The organism is Sphingobium sp. FG11, assembly GCF_057809915.1.
This window is the reverse complement of the sequence record NZ_JBMDKW010000004.1, coordinates 105,037-126,366: the sequence shown is the minus strand read 5'-3', so window position 1 is coordinate 126,366 and position 21,330 is coordinate 105,037. Positions and strand designations below refer to the sequence as shown.

Below are 21,330 nucleotides of genomic sequence, written 5' to 3'. Positions count from 1 at the left end.
ACAAGACTATCATGGTTCGCATCGGCGCATTTTTGGTCGGCCTCTTTTTCGCTGGCTGGCTGGTGATCTCGGCTCTGGTGGGCGCGGTGGCTTTCGTCACCGAGCCGCCGGCCGCAACGGCGGAGCACGAGTTCCACCTTCACCCCAAGGAAGTAGATTATTCCTTCAACGGCCCGTTCGGTAAATATGACCGGCAGCAGTTGCAGCGCGGTTTTCAGGTGTTCAGCGAGGTCTGCTCTGCCTGCCACAGCCTGAAGTTCGTGGCGTTCCGCGATCTCAAGGGCATTGGCTATAATGAGGCCGAGATCAAGGCGATCGCCAAGAACTGGAAGATCAAGACGCCGGACGTCGATCCCAAGACCGGCGAAGCATCAACCCGTGCGCCGATCCCGGCGGACTATTTCCCGCATCCCTTCGCGAACAATGTCGCGGCGGCGGCGGCGAACAATAATGCGATCCCGCCAGATCTGTCGCTGATGACCAAGGCGCGGCATGACGGCACGGATTATGTCTATTCGCTGCTGACCGGATTCACGAGCCAGGAAGGCTTCAAGAATGAAAAGGGTCAGGAAATCCTGAAGGAATTCCCGGACGCCAAAACCCCGACCGGGCTGCACTTCAACCCTTATTTCGCGAACCTCAACCTCGCGATGGCGCCGCCGCTGACGGCTGAAGGCCAGGTCACTTATGGCGAGGGTCAGCCCAAGCCGACCGTCGACCAGATGGCGAAGGATGTCGCGGCATTCCTGACCTGGACGGCGGAACCGAAGCTGGAAAACCGCCGCAGCGCGGGTCTTGCGACCATCATCTTCCTGCTGATCGCGACGGGCCTCGCCTATCTGTCCTACCAGAATATCTGGGCGGACAAGAAGAAGGCGGCCTGACGGTCCGGCGTGTAAAATTGACGAGTAAATGGGGCGCGGTCCGTAAGGGTCGCGCCCCTTTTTTTATGAGGCAGTGATGAGCACCGACAGTCTATCCGCGCTGGTCCGCACCATTCCCGACTTTCCCAAGCCCGGCATTCAGTTTCGTGACATCACCACGCTGCTCGCCGATGGCGGCGGGCTGGCGGAACTGCTCGAACGGATGGCGGCGATCGCCCGGCCGCTGGGGGCCGATATGATTGTGGGCATCGAAGCGCGCGGCTTCATTCTGGGCGCGGCCCTCGCGCTGGCGCTTGGCACAGGCTTCGTACCCGTTCGCAAGGCGGGCAAGCTGCCGGGCAAGACGGTCGGCATCGACTATATGCTGGAATATGGCACGGATCGACTGGAGCTGCACGAGGGCCAGATCGCGCCGGGCGCTCGCGTGATCCTTGTTGACGATCTGATCGCGACCGGCGGTACGGCGCTCGCGGCGGCGCAGCTATTGCGGGAACAGGGTGCGAGCGTGCTGATGGCGCTGTTCGCGATCGATCTGCCCGATCTTGGAGGCATGAAGGCGCTGGAGGCGGATGGAGTCGCGTCCGCGGCGATCATCGCGTTCGAGGGCGACTAGACTTATTAAGGAGGGATGAGCGCCCGACTTCGTTGCTTCTACCGTGCCACTGATCGTCAGCCGCGAGTTTGAAAAGCTCCGAGCGCGTCGGCCAACTGATCGACGGCGACCGCGAGCCGCTCGTCGAGCAGGGCGAGCAACTGGGTCCACCCCAGCATGTCGGCCAGTTCCCCCGGACCATCGGATATGCCGCGCAGGCCCATCAACGGCACATCGAAACGCTGACAGGCGCGCGCGACCGCGAAAGTTTCCATATCCACCATGTCGGCATTGATCGCGGCATACTCGTCCCCGCCCACGATATCGGCGCCGGTGGACAGGCGCATCGCCCGCAGCTCCAGCGGGGTGCGCAGTGGCAAATCGACCGGATGATCGATAAAGGGCGTCACTCCTTTGGTGAATCCCAGCCGCGATGCGTCCATATCCCGCCACGATACGCTCGCGACCTGATAGACCTCGCCCAAGGTGCAACTGCGCGACCCGGCCGACCCCAGGCTCACGACCAGATCGGGCAGGCCGGTGGACTGGTTGAGGTCGCGCAAGGCGATCCCCGTGCCGAGGGCCGCTTCTACCGGGCCGACGCCTGTCATCAGCGGCTTGAACCGGCGCGACAGCGCAGGACCATATTCCGCATCCGCCGCCATGACGAACAGGACGCGTTGACCGGCTATCATTTCGCAATCGGGCATATCGTCACTTCATATCGGGGGGCGGATCATCGCCTATAGCCAGCCGGCTCCGGCAATCCAAAGGGAATGCCTGTCCTAATCGGGCAAGAGGACGACCTTGCCCGTCACCTTGCGATCGGCCATCAGGGTCAGCGCCTGCCGCCATTGGGCGAGCGGCAGTTCGCAGTGGACATGGGGCGACAATCGCCCCGTCGCCGCCATCTGCCAGATCGCATCCAGATTTTCGCTGCCCAGTTCGGGAAAGCGGCGTCCAAACTCTCCGGCGCGAACGCCCACGACCGAAAATCCCTTGATGAGCGGCATGTTCGCGGAAATCGTGGGAATGCGGCCCGATGTGAAGCCGACCACCAGCAATTTGCCGCCAAAGGCGATGCAGCGCGTGCTTTCGTCGAAGATATCGCCGCCCACGGGGTCGTAGATGCAGTCCGCGCCGCCATGGGTGATGGCTTTTACCTCCTCGCGGAAGGGCTTGCTGGTGTCGACCACCGCATCCGGCGCATAAAGATCGGCGATCGTCGCGAGCTTTTCGGGGGAGCCGGACGCGGCGATGACGCATGCGCCAAGCGCCTTCCCCAGATCGACCGCGGCTAGGCCCACCCCGCCGCTTGCGCCATGCACGAGCAGCCACTGACCGGGCCGCAGATCGCCAAGGCGGACCAGCGCGACATAGGCGGTGAGATAGGCGATGCCGAACGCCGCCGCCTGCGCATGGCTGAAATGGGTTGGCTTGGGACGCAACACATGCGCGTCGACCGCGACATAGCGGGCAAAACCGCCCACTCTTGTCGTGCCCGCGACGGCATCGCCGATCTGGAACGGGCAATCGGGACCGACGCGCTCGACTATGCCCGACACTTCCATGCCGAGGGTGAACGGCAAGGGCGGTTTGAACTGATAAAGGCCCTGCGCCATCAGCAGGTCGGGAAAATTCAGGGACGCGGCCTCTACCCGCACCAGCACCTGGCCGGGGCCGATCTCGGGGACAGGGATGTCCGCCAGCTGGCATCCGGCAAAATCCGGTGAAAGGGCGGTTACTTGGAGGGCGCGCATAGAGGCTCCGGTCGTTATTCCGATGGCGCTAGGGGCGCGAGCCGTTGCGCGTCAAACGGATTCATCGGCCTTTTTCATGTCGGCGGCAGCCGCATGGCTGCGACCATAGAAAAACCCGGCCAGATCTTGCGATCTGCCGGGTTTTCCATGGTGGGCGTGGCAAGGATTGAACTTGCGACCCCTGCGATGTCAACACAGTGCTCTACCACTGAGCTACACGCCCACGGGAAGGCAGCCCATAGCGGGGGGGTGGGGGGTGTGCAAGCGGGAATCTGAACTATCGTCGTCTAATCCGCTGGACAGGGCGGGGGCAGGGCATATGCTTCGATGCGAACTGGGGGACACGATTTTCATGCTGCCGACTTCGCCACCGATTCAGGCCGGGCCGCGCCTGCCTTTCTACCGGCAACTCTATATTCAGGTGCTTGTTGCGATCGCGCTGGGCGTCACCATCGGCCATATCTGGCCGGACACGGGCGTGGCGCTCAAGCCGCTCGGCGAAGCGTTCATCAAACTGGTGAAGATGATTATCGCGCCCGTCATCTTCCTGACGATCGTCACCGGCATCGCGGGGATGAAGGAACTGGGTTCGATCGGCCGGGTCGCGGCCAAGGCGTTCGCTTATTTCCTGACCTTCTCGACCCTGGCGCTGGTCGTCGGCCTGATCGTCGCCAATGTCATCCGCCCCGGCGAAGGTCTCAATATCGACCCCGCGACGCTCGACGCGGGCAAGGTCGCCGATTTCGCGCATAAGGCGCATGACAGCACCCTGACGGGCTTCCTGCTCAACATCATCCCCAGCACCCTGATATCGGCGGTCGCGGAGGATAATATCCTTCAGACTTTGTTCGTCGCGATCCTGTTCGGCATCACTATGGTGCTGATCGGGGAGCGCGGCAGGCCGCTGATGATCGTCTTTGAATCGGCCAGTCATGCGATCTTCCGGCTGGTGGCGATCCTGATGAAGGCGGCGCCGATCGGCGCGTTCGGGGCGATGGCCTTCACCATCGGCAAATATGGCATCGACACGCTGGCCAATCTCGCCGGGCTGGTCGCGACTTTTTACCTGACCGCCGCGCTGTTCGTGCTAGTCGTATTGGGGACGGTAGCCCGGTTTGCGGGGTTCAACATCCTCCACCTCATCCGCTATCTGAAGGCCGAACTGCTGCTGGTGCTGGGCACGTCCTCATCGGAAGCGGCGCTGCCGAGCCTCATCGAAAAGATGGAGCGCGCCGGTTGCCGCAAGTCGGTGGTGGGGCTGGTCGTGCCGACCGGCTACAGCTTCAACCTGGACGGCACCAACATCTATATGACGCTGGCCGCGCTGTTCATCGCGCAGGCGTGCAACGTGCATCTGAGCCTGGAGCAGCAAATTTTGCTGCTGCTGGTGGCGATGATATCCAGCAAGGGCGCGGCTGGCGTGACGGGCGCGGGGTTCATCACGCTCGCCGCGACGCTGTCGATCGTGCCGTCGGTGCCGGTCGCGGGCATGACGCTGATTCTGGGGGTCGATCGCTTCATGAGCGAATGCCGCAGCCTGACCAACTTCATCGGCAATGCGGTGGCGACGGTCGTCGTGTCGGCGTGGGAAAACGGGCTGGACCGGGACAGGTTTCGCGCGGCGATGGCGGGCATCCCGCTCGACCCTACACCCGATATCGAGGAGGTTATCCCCGATTGAAACGCCGGTATTTTAGCCGGTCAGGCTTTCGCTGCCGAACATACGCTCGACCTCCAGCACCAGATCGCGCAGGTGGAAGGGCTTGGACAAGACCTTGGCCTGGGGCACCGCTTTCCCGGCCTTAAGCGAGACGGCGGCGAAGCCCGTGATGAACATGATGCGCATATCGGGCGCGACCGAGGCCGCATGCTGGGCCAGTTCGATGCCGTCCATTTCGGGCATGACGATGTCGGTCAGCAACAGGTCGAAACGCTCGGCTTCGATATGCGGCACCGCCTGCGCGCCGGTGGCCACGGCGACGACCTCATAGCCCGAACGTTCCAGCGCACGCGCCAGATAGGTGCGCATGCTTTCATCATCTTCCGCCAGCAGGATTCGCACCATCGCCCCGATTATCCCGTTATTCGTCCTGTAGCCGTTGCGTGGCCGTTCCGTGCCGATTCCTCCGCCGCCTGTCGACGCATCGGGCTGGCACCCCCTGCGGTTATATGCGACAAGGTTTAATTATTTTCCAGCCAGGTAACCATTTTTGACCGAGGCGTTGAAAGGACCCCGTTTGGCGAATCCCGCACCGCGCCCTCCGGTCGAAACGACGCCTGCCTTCCACCGTTATGGGCCGGATATTCCGCAAAACCCGGTGATCCTGTCGATCCCGCATGCGGGCCGCGCCTATACCGGCGCCCTGCTTGCGACCGCCCGCGTCGGGCTGGACGTGCTGCGGCGGCTGGAGGATCGCTGGGCCGATTGCCTTGCCCATGATCTGATCGACCGGGGTTTCAGCGTGCTGGTCGCGCAGACGCCGCGCGCCTGCATCGACCTCAACCGGCATGAGCGGGAGATCGACCCGGTGATGGTGACGGGCATCCCGCCCGGCGCGTCGCTTCAGGCCAGCCTCAAGCTTCGCGGCGGCCTCGGCCTCATTCCCCGCCGCATGCCGGGCGCGAATGAATTATGGCGGACATTGCTGCCCTGGGCGGAAGTGCAGCGCAGGATTGTGTCGATCCATCGCCCCTATCATGTGGCGCTGGCGCGATTGATGCAGTCGGCGCGCGAAGAACATGGCCATGCCATCCTGATCGATCTGCACTCGATGCCGCCGCTGCCCCCGGCGAGTGCGGGAAAGGCTGCCCCCGGCATCGTGCTGGGCGACAGGTTCGGGCGCAGCGCCTCGACGCGGTTGATGACGCTGGCGGCGGATGTGGCGGCCGGTCATGGCATCGTCACCGCGCTCAACCATCCCTATGCCGGCGATCATATGATCGAACGCCATGGCCGCCCGGCGCATGCGATGCATGCGTTGCAGCTTGAAGTGGACCGCTCGCTTTATCTGGATGCGGCGCTCGATGGTCCGGGGCCGGGACTGCCCGGCGCGCAGGCGATTGTGTCGGCGATCGCCGAAGCGCTGGCGCAGGAATTGCCCCGCGCTTCGATCGCGCTGGCCGCCGAATAGCCCGTCAGTCGATCGCCGACGACTGTGCCACGATCATGCGAGCGGCGGCGAGGCTCGGATGATGCGAATCGAAATAGAGCGGCTTGCCGTCCCTGATGATATCGCAGGATTTTTTCGGGCATAGCGTGTCCATCGGCAGGATCACGCGGATGCCCTGCTGGCGCCAGCGCGCAAAGAGCGCTCGCAGATGCACGGTTTTCGCTTCGATCACTGCCCGGTCCACACCGCTGGCCTGCGCCAGCTGCCCGGCGCGGGCGAGGTGGGCGAGGCGGCGAGGCACATCGAACGGCTGGGGTGGCACGGGACCGATCAACACGACCTCGCGGCCCGATCGCCGCAGCGCGAAGATGGTGCGGTCGAGCGCGGCCACGAAAGCCGGATCGTCGAACTGGCCATTCGCCCAGAAAGCGGCGAGATAGATGCGGCGCAGATGCGCATCCGCAAGGATCGCATCGAACGCCGCCTTGTTGGCGCGCGCGCAACGCGGGTCCTTGGGCGCGTCATAGTCCAGCACCGGCGGGCAGCTTGAGGTGGTGCGTTCGATCAGGGCACGACCGCGCGCCCTGGCTGCCTCGCCCAGCGCATAGGCCATTTCCACGCCATGGCTGTCGCCCCATAGCATCGCGTCCGGCCGCACCGCCGCGCCCAGCACGCATGGCTGCGCGCCGCGCATGAACGAATCATGGCAGCGCTTGCGCAGCGGGCTGATGTCCTCGCGCCCGGCGATCAGCCGCAGCACTTCGGGCGAAAAGCGCGATGGCCATGGCCCGGCAAAGATCAGCGCGGCCGAAAGCGCGCTCAGCAGCAGCATTGCGCCGCCCGTGAACTGAAAGATGCGCCGGGCCGGCATGCGCTGTGCATCGCGAAAGGGGCGCTCGACGAAGCGCCATGACAGGATCGCCGCACCCAGCGCGGTCGCGATCACCGCCGCCCTGACGCCGCCCGTTAGTGGCAAGTCGGTCGCATATTCGGTCAGCACGATCAGCGGCCAGTGCCACAGATACAGCGAATAGGAGATCAGTCCGATGCCGATCAGTGGGGGCAATGTCAGCAGGCGTCCGGCTAATGTTCCCGGTGCGCAATGGAGCAGTGCCGCCGCGCCCAGCACTGGCGCGAGCGCGGTCACGCCGGGGAAGATCGTATCGCGATCATAGCAGGCGACCGCAAAGACGATGGCCGCAAGGCCAGCGAGCGCGACCGCTTCGCGCAACCAGCGGGCATGGATGGCGGGGATCGCGCCCACTGCCAGCAGCGCGCCGGCGAACAGCTCCCACGCGCGCGTCGGTAGCAGATAGAAGGTAAAGCCGCTGGTGTCCCTCTGCATGAGGATCGCCAGCGCCAGCGACACCGCCGCGATCGCGCCCACCGCCGCCCTCCGCCAGCGCGGGGCGAAGCGCGCCACCAGCATGAGCAGGATGGGAAAGCCGATGTAAAACTGTTCCTCCACCGCCAGCGACCAGGTGTGGAGCAGCGGCTTGGTATCGGCCCCGCCCGCAAAATAGCCGGTGTCGGTGAAGAACCAGAGGTTGGATGAAAACAGCGTCGCGGCGAGCGCGGATTTCGGTACGCTTTCGATATCGCCGGGCAGATAGAGCCATGCCGCCGCGCCCAGCACCGCCAGTATCATGAGGCCCAGCGCCGGCATGATCCGCCGGAATCGCCGCTCGTAAAAGCGAATGAGGGAAAAACGCCCGTCATCGACTTCGCGCGCGATGATGCCGGTGATGAGGAAGCCCGATATCACGAAGAAGATATCGACACCGACATAGCCGCCCGAAAAGCCGCCCACATGGGCGTGGAACAGCAACACCGGCAGGATTGCGATCGCGCGCAACCCGTCGATGTCGGGGCGATAACGGCCGCGCTGTGGCAGATTCGATGTTGCGGCGGCGGTCGGGGACGGTGCGTGCATGGCGCCGGACTAACGCAAAAGCCCTGCAAAACCCTTTATTCCGCGCGCTTTGTGGCGGTCTTGATCTCGATCAAATTGCCTTGTGTTTGGGAGTTTATTTCGCTGTGATACCTAATGTCGTTTCGGGCGTTATACAGGGTATGCAGGTGCGGCAGGACATGAACGATCAGGCGGAAACGGGCGTCGCGGGGCTGGATCAAATACTTTCGGGAGGGCTGACGCGTGGGCGGCTGTTCCTGCTAGAAGGCAAGCCGGGCACCGGCAAGACCACGATCGCGACCCAGTTTTTGCTGGAGGGTGTCCGTCGGGGCGAACGCTGTCTCTATATAACGCTTTCGGAAAATGAGGAGGAATTGCGCGAGAGCGCGCGGTCCCATGGCTGGGATCTGGCCGGTATCGACCTTTTCGAACTGGTGCCGCCCGAAAGCCTGCTGGACGAGGAGCAGCAGCAGAGCCTGCTTTATTCGTCCGATCTGGAGCTGGGGGAGACGACCAAACGGATTTTCGAAGCCTTTGCCCGCGTGAAGCCCGATCGCGTCGTTCTGGACAGTCTTTCCGAAATCCGCCTCCTCGCGCAAAGTTCGCTGCGCTATCGGCGGCAAATCCTGGCGCTCAAGCATTTTTTCGCCACGGACAAGGCGACCGTGCTGATGCTGGACGATCTGACCGCCGACGATGGCGACGGGACCGTACACAGCGTTGCCCATGGCGTCGTGCGACTGGAAGAACTGGCGCCCAATTACGGCCCGGAACGGCGGCGCTCGCGGGTGATCAAATATCGCGGACGGCGCTTTCGCGGCGGCTTTCACGACTTCGTCATCGACACGGGCGGGGTGCGGGTCTTCCCGCGACTGGTGTCGGCGGAACATAAGGGCGATTTCGCCCGCGACATATTGGGCAGCGATATCGCCGAGCTGGATGCCCTGCTGGGCGGGGGTGTCGAACGGGGATCGAGCGTCCTCGTGCTTGGCCCTGCCGGCACCGGCAAGTCCTTGCTGACGTTGCATTTTGCCGTGGCGGCGATTGCGCGCGGGGAGCGAGCCGCCCTCTTCATATTCGATGAGGAGATCGGCCTGTTGTTTGCCCGCGCCAAAGGGCTTGGCATCGACATGCAGGCGTTGGTCGATAGCGGCCAGATGATCGTGGAGCAGGTGGACGCGGCCGAACTGTCGCCGGGCGAATTTTCCCATCGCGTGCGCACCTGTGTCGAAGAACATGCGGTGCGCACGATCATCCTCGACAGCCTCAACGGCTATCAGGCGGCGATGCCGGAAGAACATGCGCTGGTGCTGCATATGCATGAACTGCTGCAATATCTGAATCGACAGGGTGCGACGACGTTCCTGACGGTCGCGCAGCAAGGGCTGGTCGGTGACATGAAATCGCCGGTGGACATAACCTATCTCGCCGACACCGTGATATTGTTGCGCTATTTCGAGGCGTTGAGGCGGGTCCGCCGCGCCATATCGATCATCAAGAAGCGGATGGGCGCCCATGAAGACACGATCCGCGAATATCGGATCGGCGCCAACGGCGTCGTCCTTGGCGAGCCGCTGACCGGGTTCCAGGGCGTATTGCGGGGCATACCGACATTCATCGGCGAAACACCCGTACTGCTGGAGGATCAGGCGCCGTGATTCCCGCTTCGTCCGAACGGGCGCTGGTCCTCGCGCCGCGTGGACGCGACAGCAGCGTTGCGGCGGCGATTCTGGCTGAAGGATCGATGCGTTCGGACATTTGTGCGTCCCTGTCCGATCTGGTCCAGGGGCTTGAACAGGGCGCGGGCTTTGCCCTGCTGGCGGAAGAAGGGTTGCGCACGGCGGACCTGAACCCGCTCGCACAATGGCTGCGTGGGCAGCCCGAATGGTCCGATTTCCCCTTCATTCTGCTGACCCACAAGGGCGGTGATCTAGAGCGCAATCCGGCGGCGCGGCGCTTTCTCGACACGCTCGGCAATGTGACCTTCATGGAGCGGCCGTTTCACCCGACCACGCTCATCAGCCTGGCCCAGTCCGCGCTGCGGGGACGGCGGCGGCAATATGAGGCGCGCTCGCGGCTCATCGACCTGCATCTCGGCGCGGCCAAATATCGGTCGCTGTTCGACTCTATCGATTCGGGCTTTTGCCTTATCGAAATGCAGTATGACGATCAGGGTCAGCCGGTCGATTATGTGTTTCTGGAAACCAATCCCGCTTTCGACCGCCAGACCGGCCTGATCGATGCGGTCGGGCGGTCGATGCGGGCTATGGCGCCCGATCATGAACAATATTGGTTCGACATCTATGGAAAGGTCGCGCGCAGCGGCGAGCATATCCGGTTCGAGGAACTGGCCGGCGCGCTCGGCAATATCTGGTACGAAGTCTATGCCTTTCCCGCCGGCGACCCGGCCCGGCCCCAGGTCGCGGTCCTGTTCAACGATATTTCCGATCGCCGCCGCATGGAAGCAGCCCTGCGCGAGAGCGAGGAGCGGTTGCGCGGCCTGAACGAGACGCTGGAGGAGCGGGTCGCCGAACGGACGCGCGCGCTGGAGAGTACGCAGGATGCGCTTCGCCAGTCGCAGAAGCTGGAATCGATGGGCCAGCTCACCGGCGGCGTGGCGCATGATTTCAACAATCTGCTGACGCCGATCGTCGGCAGTCTCGACCTGCTCCATCGTCGCGGCATCGGCAATGAGCGCGAACGCAAGCTGATCGAGGGCGCAATGCTGTCGGCGGATCGCGCCAAGACGCTGGTTCAGCGGCTGCTGGCCTTCGCCCGCCGGCAACCGCTTCAGGCCACGGCGGTCGATACGGCGGCGCTGGTGCGCGATCTGACCGATCTGATCGCGTCGACCTGCGGCCCGCGTGTCCGGATCGATCTTTTGATCGATGACGATATTCCCCCCGCGCTGGCGGACGCCAACCAGATCGAAATGGCGCTGCTCAACCTCGCGGTGAACGCCCGCGACGCGATGCCCGATGGCGGCACGCTGACCATCAGCCTGTCGAAGGACGATGTGCTGGCGGACAACGCGATAGGGCTGGCCTCCGGTGCCTATATCCGCATGTGCGTCGCCGATACCGGGGTGGGCATGGATGATGCGACGATGACCAAGGCGATCGAGCCGTTCTTCACGACGAAAGGCATTGGTCAGGGGACGGGACTGGGCCTGTCGATGGTCCATGGCCTGGCCGCGCAGCTTGGTGGTGCGCTCGACATCGAAAGCGCGCCGGGACAGGGCACCAGCGTTCGCCTGTGGCTGCCGGTCAGCCGTCAACAGCCCGCATCGCTCGCCATAATTCCCGATGTCCCGGCCGACGGGACCGATCGCGGCACGGCGCTGGTCGTGGATGACGAGGATCTGGTCCGCGCGAGCACGATGCACATGCTGGGGGAACTTGGCTATGACGTGATCGAGGCGGCATCGGCCGAAGCCGCGCTGGCCCTGCTGCATGGCGGCGCCCATGTGGACTTGCTCGTGACCGATCATATGATGCCCGGCCTGTCCGGCACGGACCTCGCCCGGCGCGTGCGCGATGGCCATCCCGACATGCGGGTGCTGGTCATTTCCGGCTATGCCGAAGCCATGGGGATCGCGCCCGACGTGCCGCGCCTGACCAAGCCCTTCAAGCAGAATGATCTTGCCGCGAGCATCGCGTTGCTCGACCGCCAGGAACCCCATCCGGCATTCGAAAGCTGAGCCGCTGCCCCATATCATCGCCATCCCGTCCGGGGTGGACCTGACCCAACGAATCGCGAAAAGGAAGCAGGATGCGGAAGGCCAGTATCGCCGCGGCGCTTTTCACCGACCGGCCGGTGAGCCGCAACAGCCTGTTATGGCTCGGACTGGGGCTGACGGCGGTGATCCTGCTTGCCGCCCGGCATCATCCTGCGCTCTACTGGGCGCTCGCGCTCGTTTTGCCGATGCTGGCGATAGCGCTCATCGATCTCACGCAAAGCGAACATAGCCTGCGGCGCAACTTCCCCGGCACCGCCCGCTTCCGCTGGTTGTTCGAATGGCTGCGGCCGTTCCTGCGCGCCTATATCGTGGAAAGCGATCTGGACGGTCGCCCGTTCAGCCATGACGAGCGGGCGCTCGTTTATGCGCGCGCGAAGGGGGATGTGGACGCGCATCCCTTCGGCACCGAACTGGATGTCTATTCCGGCGAATATGAATGGCTCGCCCATTCGATCACGCCCAACCCGCAAGCGCCGCGCGACATGCGCGTCATGGTCGGGTCGGATCAGTGCGCGCGTCCCTATTCGGCGTCGCGCCTCAATATCTCCGCGATGAGCTTTGGATCGCTTGGGCAGAACGCGATCGAGGCGCTCAATCTGGGGGCGAAGATCGGCGGCTTCTACCATGATACCGGCGAAGGCGGCATGTCGCCCTACCACCTCAAGCATGGCGGCGACATCGTGTGGGAAATCGGGTCGGGCTATTTCGGATGCCGCGATGCGGAGGGACGGTTCGACCCGGCGCTGTTTCGCGATCGCGCGAGCCATGATTGCGTGCGGATGACGGAGATCAAGCTGAGCCAGGGTGCCAAGCCCGGTCATGGCGGTCTGCTCCCCGGCGCGAAGGTGACGGCGGAGATCGCGGCGACGCGCAACGTGCCACAGGGCGAGGATTGCCTGTCGCCGCCGGGGCACAGCGCCTTTTCCACGCCGAAGGAACTGGTCGAGTTCGCCGCGCGGATGCGCGACCTGTCGGGCGGCAAGCCGGTCGGCATCAAGCTGTGCGTCGGCTTTCCGCACGAACTGTTCGCGATCGTGAAGGCGATGGTGGCGACCGGCATCTGGCTCGACTTCATCGTCATCGATGGGGCGGAAGGCGGCACGGGGGCCGCGCCGCAGGAATTGTCCGACCGGGTCGGCATGCCGCTGCGCGAAGGGCTGATCATCGCCCGCAACGCGCTGGTCGGTGCTAACATCAAGGGTCAGGTGAGGCTCGCGGCCTCCGGCAAGGTGGCGTCGGGCGCGGCAGTGGCGATGAATGCGGCGTTGGGGGCGGACTGGTGCAACGCGGCGCGCGCCTTCATGTTCTCGTTGGGCTGCGTGCAGTCGATGCGCTGTCATACCGATACCTGTCCCACCGGAGTCGCCACCCAATCGCCGGCGCGGCAGCGCGGCCTCGTCGTCCCCGACAAGGCGGAGCGGGTCGCGCGCTTTCACGAATCGACGCTGCATGCGCTGCATGACATCGTCGTCGCCGCAGGCTTGAACTCGCCCGACGATTTCCGGCCCGGCCATTTGCGCCAGCGGATCAACGTCGCCGAAATGCGGCAGATGGACGAGATTTATCCGTTCGTGGCGCCTGGCGAACTGCTGGGAGGGACCGAACATAAGACGCTGCGCCGCTGGTGGGATGCGGCGGATGCGGACAGTTTTCGCCGCCGCGATCTGGCCTGACCTCCGCACCGTTACACCCAAAGGCAAGCTGTCTGGTCTTTTGGCCCCGATACTGCTAGGCGGCGCGCTTCCCATTTGACTCACTGCCAAGGATTTTTCGAAACATGGCCTCCTATAAGGCGCCGAATTTCAATGAACGCACGGCGCTCGCCGCGCAAGCCAAGCAGAAGGCGCTTGAAGCACTGAAAGCCAAGGTGCCGCTCGACCCCGCCATCGTGGAAGAGCGCAAGCGCGCCGCAGAGGCTAAGGAAGCGGCCAAGATCGCAGCGGCGCATGAGAAGAAAGCAGCGCGCGAAGCGGAGAAGGAACGGATCGCCGCCGAAAAGGCAGCGGCCATCGCGGCCACGCCGGTGAAGATTGAAAAAACCGACGCCGAGAAGAAGGCCGAACGCGACGCGCGATACGCCGCGCGCAAGGCACGCAAGAAATAAGATTGAGAAACTGGCCGGGAGGAAGTGGCGCTTGGCTACTTCCTCCCGAACCTGTCAGGCCGCGGCGCGGCGTTCCTTCAGTTCCTCGTTCAGCATTTCCGCCAGCAGGAATGCGAGTTCCAGGCTCTGCGCCGCGTTGAGGCGCGGATCGCAATGGGTATGGTAGCGGTCCGCCAGCCCTTCATCGGTGATCGCGATCGCACCGCCGGTGCATTCCGTGACATTCTGCCCCGTCATTTCGGCATGGATGCCGCCGCCGAAGCTGCCCTCGGCGCGATGCACGGCGAAGAAACCGCGCACTTCGGCGAGAATGCGATCGAACGGCCGCGTCTTGTAGCCATTGGCGGCCTTGATGACATTGCCGTGCATGGGATCGCACGACCACACCACCGGATGACCTTCACGCAGCACCGCGCGGACCAGCTTGGGCAGGCCCGCCTCGATCTTGTCATGGCCATAGCGGGTGATGAGCGTGATGCGCCCCGCCTCGCGGCCCGGATTGAGCAGGTCGAGCAGGCGCAGCAGCGCGTCCGGCTCAAGGCTCGGGCCGCATTTCATGCCGATCGGATTGCCGATGCCGCGCAGATATTCGACATGGGCCGACCCCTCAAAGCGGGTACGGTCGCCGATCCACAGCATATGCGCGCTGGTGTCGTACCAGTCGCCGGTCAGCGAATCCTGCCGCGTCAGCGCCTGTTCGAACGGGAGCAGCAACGCTTCGTGGCTGGTATAGAAGCTCGTCCCGCCCAACTGCGGCACGGTTTCGGGGTTGAGACCGCAGGCGCGCATGAACGCCAGCGCCTCGCCGATACGGTCGGCCATCGCCTCGAACTTGCTCGCCCACGGGCTGCGGCCCATGAAATCGAGCATCCAGCCATGGACCTGATCGAGGCTGGCATAGCCGCCGGTCGAAAAGGCGCGGACGAGGTTGAGCGTGGCCGCCGACTGATTATAGGCGCGCACCATCCGTTCCGGATCCGGCTCGCGCGCTTCGGCGGTGAACGCCATGTCGTTGACATTGTCGCCGCGATAGCTGGGCAGCTCGACGCCGCCGATCACTTCGGTATCGGCCGAACGCGGCTTGGCGAACTGGCCCGCCAGCCGGCCTACCTTCACCACCGGTAGCTTCGACGCGAAGGTCAGCACCACCGCCATCTGCAACAGCACGCGGAACGTGTCGCGGATATTGTTCGGGTGAAATTCAGCGAAGCTTTCGGCGCAATCGCCACCTTGCAGCAGGAAGGCTTCGCCCGCCGCCGCCTTGCCGAGTTCGGCCTTCAGGTTGCGCGCCTCGCCCGCGAACACCAGCGGCGGAAAGCGGCCGAGTTGGGCTTCCACCGATGCCAAGGCATCCGCGTTCCGATAGGCGGGCATCTGAATGCCCTTATGCTCGCGCCAGCTCGCTGGCGTCCATTTCGCCGCCACGTCATTCACTCCTGCGGATTAAAAATAGGAGACGCACCTAAGCGTTGACCCGTGCAAAGGCAAGGGCGGGGCGCAACCGCGTCAGCCGAGCGTCAGCCGCCAGTCCCAGCGTAGCGGATCGCCATCCATCACCTCGACCCCGCGCGCGATCAGGGCGTCGCGGATCGCATCGGATGCGGCGAAATCCTTGTCGGCGCGCGCGCTCGTCCGGCGATCCAGTTCGGCCTCGATCTCCTCCGGGGCGATCTGCGCATCCCTGGGCGCGATCCGCAGGTCGGCGCGGGTCAGGGTGAGCAGGTTGAGGCCGAGCGCCCGGTCGAATGCGGCGATCAGGCACAGTTTTTCCTCGACCGGCACCTTCTTGAGCGCGATCGCCTCTTCCAGCAGCGGGAGCGCGCGCGGCGTCATCAGGTCGTCGCTGATGGCGGCGTCGAACTGCTCCAGCAGCGGCGAGAGTTTGGGGTGAAGATTGGCGCGCAGATATTCAAGGCGCGGCGATTGCCAGGTCACGCCTTCGGCCCGCGCCTTGAGGCCCTCGACTCCCATGACGAGCCGCTTGAGCCGCGTGAGCGCACCAGCCAGCCCGTCGGCGCTAAATTCCAGCTCGCTGCGATAATGGGCGCCAAGGCAGAGCAGCCGGTAGGCGAGCGGATGCACCCCCGCATCGATCAGCGAAAACAATGTGGTGAAGCCGCCCTTCGACTTCGACATTTTCCCCTGTCGATCCACGAGGAAATTATTGTGCATCCACCAGCGCGCGCCGGTGAAGCCGGGTTGCGCATCGGTGCATCCGCAATAGGCTTGATTCTGGGCGATCTCATTGGGATGATGGATTTCGCGATGGTCGATGCCGCCCGTGTGGATGTCGAACGGATGGCCCAGCCGCGCCTGACTCATCACCGAACATTCGAGGTGCCAGCCCGGCGCGCCCTTGCCCCACGGGCTGTCCCATTCCATCTGGCGCTGCTCGCCGGGCGGCGACTTGCGCCAGATTGCGAAGTCGGACGGATTGCGCTTGCCCGCGACGGGATCGATCCGGGCGTGGGCCGCATCGTCCCGTCCACCGGCGAGCGCGCCATAATCGGGCACGCTGCTGCTGTCGAAATAGAGGCCGCTGTCGAGTTCGTAGCAGTGCGCGGGCGCGATCTTCTGGGCAAAGGCGATCATCTGCGGCACATAATCGGTCGCGACCGTCCACTCGGTCGGCTCCATGATGTTGAGCGCGGCGATGTTGGATTTGAACGCTTCGGTATAATGGGCGGCGATATCCCAGATGCTTTTCGCGCTGGCGCGCGCCGCCGCTTCCATCTTGTCGTCGCCCGCATCGGCATCCGACGTGAGGTGGCCGACATCGGTGATGTTGATGATCTGCGTGACGTCCAGCCCTTTCCACAGCAGCGCGCGGCGCAGCGTATCGACGAAGATATAGGCGCGCAGATTGCCGATATGGGCGTAGTTATAGACGGTTGGCCCGCAGCTATAGACGCGCGCATGGGTTCCCTCGATCGGCGCGAAGGGTTCGATCGTGCGGGTCAGGCTGTTGAACAGGCGCAGGGGCGCGGCGATATGCTGGGCGTCGGACATGACCGGAGCGATGACGCCAAGCGCGGCGGGGGTCAATCCTTCCTGCGTGCCGACCCGATTGTAACAAAATGTTTCCCGTCCGGCACGCCCCTTGCGCCGCCCTGTTGGACTGCCGATATTGCTGGGGCGGGCCGGGCCCCTCTGGCGGTTGGTGAAGGCCAGCCGTGATGTCGGACCGCATCGAGTGTGCTCGGTGCAGGTTCGGGGATTTCGCTCCCCCCTAGAAACCCCCGAAGACCGCGCCGGGCCGCTCGATCCACTGCTATGAATGGATGGAGTTACCTCGTGAATAATCCCGTACGCATGCCGGGCTATGGCGCCAGCCGGTCGGTCGATACCGATGCCGGGCTGCGCGCGCATATGCTCGGCGTTTTCCGTAACATGGGGCTGGGTCTGGTTATTACCGGCCTGGTCGCCGCGTTTATCGGCAATACGCCAGCGCTGGCCGCCGCGATCTTTGGCACGCCGCTCAAATGGGTGGCGATCTTTGCGCCGCTCGCCTTTGTCTTTTTCTTCAGCTTCCGCATCGACAAGATGACGACGGCGACCGCGCGCATGGCCTTCTGGGCTTTTTCGGCGGTGATGGGCGTCTCGCTCGCCAGCGTGTTCCTCGTGTTCACCGGCGGCAGCATCGCGCAGGCGTTCTTCTCCGCCGCCGTGATGTTCCTCGCCATGGCGCTGTGGGGCTACACGACCAAGCGCGACCTGACAAAGATGGGCAGCTTCCTGATGATGGGCCTGATCGGCATCCTCGTCGCCAGCCTCATCAACATCTTCATCGGTTCGTCCGCGATGCAGATGGTGGTGTCTATCCTCGGCGTCGTGATCTTCACCGGCCTGACCGCGTGGGATACGCAGCGCATCAAGTCGGACTATTTCGCTTTTGCAGGGCATGAGGTCGCCGAAAAGATGCAGGTGATGGGCGCGCTGTCGCTTTACCTCAATTTCGTCAATCTGTTCCAGATGCTGCTCAGCCTGACCGGCGAGCGGGAGTAAGCGGATGCGCGATCAGGCCGCGATGTCGGCCATGCTCTGCCCGGTCTGTCATGTGGGCCTTTCCATGACCGACCGGCAGGGGGTGGAGATCGACTATTGCCCGCAATGCCGGGGCGTCTGGCTGGACCGGGGCGAACTGGACAAGATCATCGAGCGGTCGGCGGGGCAAAACGCTCCGGTCGCGGCCCAGCCAGCCGTGCCGCAGCCGATGTATCGGCCGGATCGCGGCACCTCTGGTCATTATGGGGGCGATGACGGGCGTTATTATCAGAAGAAGCGCAAGAAGAGCTTTCTGGAAGAATTGTTCGATTGAGAAAGGGCGGTCCTTGGCGGGGCCGCCTTTTTTAATGCGCCGCGCCCCAGCTAGGTCCTGTGCCGATCTCCACGCCCAGCGGGACGCTTAGCGTCACGATCGGTTCGGCGGCACTTTCCATGACGCTGCGGATGACGGCGCTGGCGGCCTCCACATCCGCCTCGGGCAGTTCGAACACCAGTTCGTCATGCACCTGAAGCAGCATTCGCACGCGGTTTAGCCCCGCCCGTGCCAGCGCCGGTCCCATGCGCACCATCGCGCGCTTGATGATGTCCGCGCTGGTGCCCTGGATCGGTGCGTTGATAGCGGCACGCTCGGCGCCCTGCCGTTCGTGCTGAATCGGCGCCCTGATGCGGGGAAACCAGGTCTTGCGGCCGAACAGGGTCTCGGTGAAGCCGTTGGCGCGCGCTTTTTCCAGCGTTTCGGTGATGTAGATGCTGATGCCGGGGAAGCGCTCATAATATTTGGAGATCATGTCCTGCGCTTCGTCGGCAGTGATTTCCAGCCGACCGGCGAGGCCCCAGCGGCTGATGCCGTAGAGGATCGCGAAGTTGATCGTCTTGGCGCGGCCGCGGGTGTCGCGATTGACCTCGCCCCATAGCTCCTGCGCGGTGCGGTTGTGAATATCCTCGCCCGCCGCGAACGCTTCCTTCAGCGCCGGCACATCGGCCATATGGGCGGCGAGGCGCAGTTCGATCTGGCTATAGTCGGCGGCGAGGATGACATTGCCCGGCTCGGCGACGAAGGCGTGGCGGATCTGGCGGCCGATTTCGGTGCGGATCGGGATATTCTGAAGGTTGGGATCGGTCGAGGACAGCCGCCCGGTCTGCGCGCCGGTCAGGCTGTAGCTGGTGTGGACGCGGCCGGTGTCGGGGTTGATCTGCGCCTGTAGCGCGTCGGTATAGGTGGATTTGAGCTTGGAAAGCTGGCGCCATTCGAGCACCAGCCCGCATATGGCGGAGCCTTCCGCTTTCAGCTTTTCCAGCACGGTGACGTCGGTGGAATAAGTGCCGCTCTTGCCCTTCTTGCCGCCCTTCAGCCCCATTTCGTCGAACAGCACGACGCCGAGCTGCTGCGGTGATCCGATGGTGAAGCTATGCCCGGCCAGTTCGAAAATCTCCGCCTCAAGCCCCGCGATCGATTGCGAAAAGCTGCCCGACAGGCGGGACAGTTCGTTGCGATCGACCTTGATGCCGTGCCGTTCCATGCCGGCGACCACGGGGATCAGCGGGCGGTCTACCAGCTGATAGACGCGGGTGACGCCCTCCTGCGGCAAGCGGCGGGATAAGGCGCGCCATAGCCGCCAGGTCACTTCGGCATCCTCGGCGGCGTAGGCGGTCGCCTTGTCGATCGGCACCTGCGCGAAGCTGATCGCTTTCTTGCCGGTGCCCGCGACCTCCTTGAAGCTGATGCAGGTGTGCTGGAGATGGACGCTTGCCGCCTCGTCCATGCCGTGGCCGCCCAGCGACTTGCCCGCGTCCAGATTGAAACTCATGACCATCGAGTCATCGATCGGCGTCACTTCCAGCCCGACGCGGGCGAGGACGTTGAGATCATATTTGAGATTATGGCCGACCTTGAGCACGCTATCGTCGGCGAGCAGCGGCCGCAGCAGGCGAATAGCGGTGTCGAGAGGTAGCTGCGGCGGCACTTCGCCGAACATGTCGTCGGTCGAACGATGGGCGAGCGGGATATAGCAGGCGCGGCCGGGGCCGGTGGAGAGGCTGATGCCGACAAGCCCCGATTCCATGCTGTCGAGCCTGTCGGTTTCGGTATCGACGGCAACCACACCCTCCGCATAGGCCTCCGCGATCCAGGCTTCGAGCTGCGCCTGTGTCGTCACGGTTTCGTAGAGCGCGCAATCGATCGGCGGCAAAACCTCCTGCTCGGGTGCGGGCGGCGGGGTCGTCTCGCTGACGGCGGCAGCAGCGGTGGCGATCGCCACGGCGACTGCCGGTGCGCCAAGGCGCGTCAGCAGCGTGCGGAAGCCATGATGTTCGAGAAATTGCTGCAACGGCTCTTTGGGAATGCCCTTGAGCGTCAGATCCTCCAGCGGCTCGGGCAGGTCCATCGCGTCGTGCAGCGCGACGAGACGGCGGGACAGGCGCGCCATCTCCTCATGCTCGATGAGGTTTTCCTGCATCTTCGATTTCTTCATGCCCGGCGCGGCGGCCAGCACGGATTCGAGATCGCCATATTCGGTGATGAGCTTCGACGCGGTCTTGGGACCGATGCCCGGCACGCCCGGCACATTGTCGACGCTGTCGCCCATCAGCGCCAGCACGTCGCCAAGCTGGTCCGGCCGTACGCCGAACTTGCCCATGACATAGTCCGCGCCGCGCCGCTCATTCTTCATCGTGTCGTACATGTCGACGCCGGGCTGGATCAGTTGCATCAGATCCTTGTCGGAACTGACGATCGTGACATGCCAGCCCGCCGCGACCGCCGCTTTCGTATAAGTGGCGATGATGTCGTCCGCCTCGAACCCGCCTTCCTCGATGCAGGGCAGGGAAAAGGCGCGGGTCGCGTCGCGGATCATCGGGAACTGGGGCACCAGATCCTCGGGCGCGGGCGGGCGGTTTGCCTTATATTGATCGTACATGTCGTTGCGGAACGTATGACTGCCCTTGTCGAGCACCACCGCCATATGGGTCGGGCCTTCCGCCGCGCCCAGTTCTTCGGCGAGTTTCCACAGCATCGTCGTATAGCCATAGACCGCGCCGACCGGCTGGCCGTGGCGGTTCGTGAGCGGCGGCAACTGATGATAGGCGCGGAAAATATAGCCGCTGCCATCGACGAGATAGAGATGATTGGTCTGCTGATTCTGAGCCATTAGGGGGGAATAGCGGCTGGGACGAGCGGGAGCCAGCCCAACGCGGATTGCTTTAATATAGTCATATAGCTATATAAC

At 64.0% G+C, this 21,330-nt stretch carries 17 protein-coding genes and 1 tRNA gene; 10 read left to right on the top strand and 8 right to left on the bottom strand.

Annotated elements, in window-relative coordinates:
- Positions 1-11 precede the first annotated feature (11 nt).
- On the top strand, positions 12-884 hold the full coding sequence (locus ACODSN_RS04940; RefSeq protein WP_489053589.1) for a cytochrome c1: 873 nt from the start codon (positions 12-14) through the stop codon (positions 882-884).
- Between the two features lie 76 nt (positions 885-960).
- Positions 961-1,497 (top strand): adenine phosphoribosyltransferase, encoded by a 537-nt coding sequence (locus ACODSN_RS04935; RefSeq protein ID WP_489053587.1) that lies wholly within the window; start codon positions 961-963, stop codon positions 1,495-1,497.
- Between the two features lie 56 nt (positions 1,498-1,553).
- On the opposite strand, the gene ACODSN_RS04930 is transcribed toward ACODSN_RS04935, so the two are convergent.
- The 3 genes from ACODSN_RS04930 to ACODSN_RS04920 form a co-directional block, all read right to left on the bottom strand.
- Positions 1,554-2,186, bottom strand: coding sequence for a 5'-methylthioadenosine/S-adenosylhomocysteine nucleosidase (locus ACODSN_RS04930; protein WP_489053585.1), 633 nt, complete (start codon positions 2,184-2,186; stop codon positions 1,554-1,556).
- A gap of 75 nt (positions 2,187-2,261) precedes the next feature.
- Positions 2,262-3,236, bottom strand: coding sequence for an NADPH:quinone oxidoreductase family protein (locus tag ACODSN_RS04925; protein ID WP_489053584.1), 975 nt, complete (start codon positions 3,234-3,236; stop codon positions 2,262-2,264).
- Between the two features lie 148 nt (positions 3,237-3,384).
- Positions 3,385-3,459 (bottom strand) — tRNA-Val (locus ACODSN_RS04920).
- A 129-nt stretch (positions 3,460-3,588) separates the two neighbouring features.
- Here ACODSN_RS04920 and ACODSN_RS04915 point away from each other — a divergent pair.
- Positions 3,589-4,917 (top strand): dicarboxylate/amino acid:cation symporter, encoded by a 1,329-nt coding sequence (locus tag ACODSN_RS04915; RefSeq protein ID WP_489053582.1) that lies wholly within the window; start codon positions 3,589-3,591, stop codon positions 4,915-4,917.
- A gap of 12 nt (positions 4,918-4,929) precedes the next feature.
- Here the strand turns inward: ACODSN_RS04915 and cpdR are convergent, their stop codons facing one another.
- On the bottom strand, positions 4,930-5,301 hold the full coding sequence (gene cpdR / locus ACODSN_RS04910; RefSeq protein ID WP_489053581.1) for a cell cycle two-component system response regulator CpdR: 372 nt from the start codon (positions 5,299-5,301) through the stop codon (positions 4,930-4,932).
- 172 nt (positions 5,302-5,473) lie between these two features.
- Here cpdR and ACODSN_RS04905 point away from each other — a divergent pair, with 172 nt between their 5' ends.
- Positions 5,474-6,367, top strand: a complete 894-nt coding sequence (locus tag ACODSN_RS04905; RefSeq protein ID WP_489053580.1) for an N-formylglutamate amidohydrolase — start codon at positions 5,474-5,476, stop codon at positions 6,365-6,367.
- A 4-nt stretch (positions 6,368-6,371) separates the two neighbouring features.
- Here the strand turns inward: ACODSN_RS04905 and ACODSN_RS04900 are convergent, their stop codons facing one another.
- Positions 6,372-8,279 carry an acyltransferase family protein gene (locus ACODSN_RS04900; protein ID WP_489053579.1) on the bottom strand — a complete coding sequence of 636 codons (1,908 nt, stop codon included), beginning with the start codon at positions 8,277-8,279 and terminating at the stop codon, positions 6,372-6,374.
- A gap of 158 nt (positions 8,280-8,437) precedes the next feature.
- On the opposite strand from ACODSN_RS04900, the gene ACODSN_RS04895 reads away from it, so the two are divergent.
- The 4 genes from ACODSN_RS04895 (at position 8,438) to ACODSN_RS04880 (ending at position 14,101) form a co-directional block, all read left to right on the top strand.
- The gene (locus ACODSN_RS04895) at positions 8,438-9,916 is read left to right on the top strand and encodes an ATPase domain-containing protein (protein ID WP_489053578.1); all 1,479 of its coding nucleotides are present in this window, start codon (positions 8,438-8,440) and stop codon (positions 9,914-9,916) included.
- Positions 9,913-11,958: a hybrid sensor histidine kinase/response regulator gene (locus ACODSN_RS04890; RefSeq protein ID WP_489053577.1), complete on the top strand. Its 2,046-nt coding sequence runs from the start codon at positions 9,913-9,915 to the stop codon at positions 11,956-11,958. The genes ACODSN_RS04895 and ACODSN_RS04890 overlap by 4 nt, the downstream gene beginning before the upstream one ends.
- Positions 11,959-12,029: 71 nt before the next feature.
- Positions 12,030-13,670, top strand: a complete 1,641-nt coding sequence (locus ACODSN_RS04885; RefSeq protein WP_489053576.1) for an FMN-binding glutamate synthase family protein — start codon at positions 12,030-12,032, stop codon at positions 13,668-13,670.
- 104 nt (positions 13,671-13,774) lie between these two features.
- Entirely contained in the window at positions 13,775-14,101 is a 327-nt protein-coding gene (locus ACODSN_RS04880; RefSeq protein ID WP_489053575.1) for a DUF6481 family protein, read from the top strand.
- A 54-nt stretch (positions 14,102-14,155) separates the two neighbouring features.
- On the opposite strand, the gene ACODSN_RS04875 is transcribed toward ACODSN_RS04880, so the two are convergent.
- A complete protein-coding gene (locus ACODSN_RS04875; RefSeq protein WP_489053574.1) occupies positions 14,156-15,526 on the bottom strand; it encodes a class II 3-deoxy-7-phosphoheptulonate synthase in 1,371 nt (456 codons plus the stop codon).
- Positions 15,527-15,607: 81 nt separating this feature from the next.
- The gene (gene cysS / locus ACODSN_RS04870; protein WP_489053768.1) at positions 15,608-17,110 is read right to left on the bottom strand and encodes a cysteine--tRNA ligase; all 1,503 of its coding nucleotides are present in this window, start codon (positions 17,108-17,110) and stop codon (positions 15,608-15,610) included.
- Positions 17,111-17,413: 303 nt separating this feature from the next.
- Here cysS and ACODSN_RS04865 point away from each other — a divergent pair, with 303 nt between their 5' ends.
- Positions 17,414-18,106: a Bax inhibitor-1/YccA family protein gene (locus ACODSN_RS04865; RefSeq protein WP_489053766.1), complete on the top strand. Its 693-nt coding sequence runs from the start codon at positions 17,414-17,416 to the stop codon at positions 18,104-18,106.
- Positions 18,107-18,110: 4 nt separating this feature from the next.
- The gene (locus ACODSN_RS04860) at positions 18,111-18,419 is read left to right on the top strand and encodes a TFIIB-type zinc ribbon-containing protein (RefSeq protein WP_489053573.1); all 309 of its coding nucleotides are present in this window, start codon (positions 18,111-18,113) and stop codon (positions 18,417-18,419) included.
- A 31-nt stretch (positions 18,420-18,450) separates the two neighbouring features.
- Here ACODSN_RS04860 and polA read toward each other — a convergent pair whose 3' ends face one another.
- Positions 18,451-21,252 (bottom strand): DNA polymerase I, encoded by a 2,802-nt coding sequence (gene polA / locus ACODSN_RS04855; RefSeq protein ID WP_489053572.1) that lies wholly within the window; start codon positions 21,250-21,252, stop codon positions 18,451-18,453.
- Positions 21,253-21,330 lie beyond the last annotated feature (78 nt).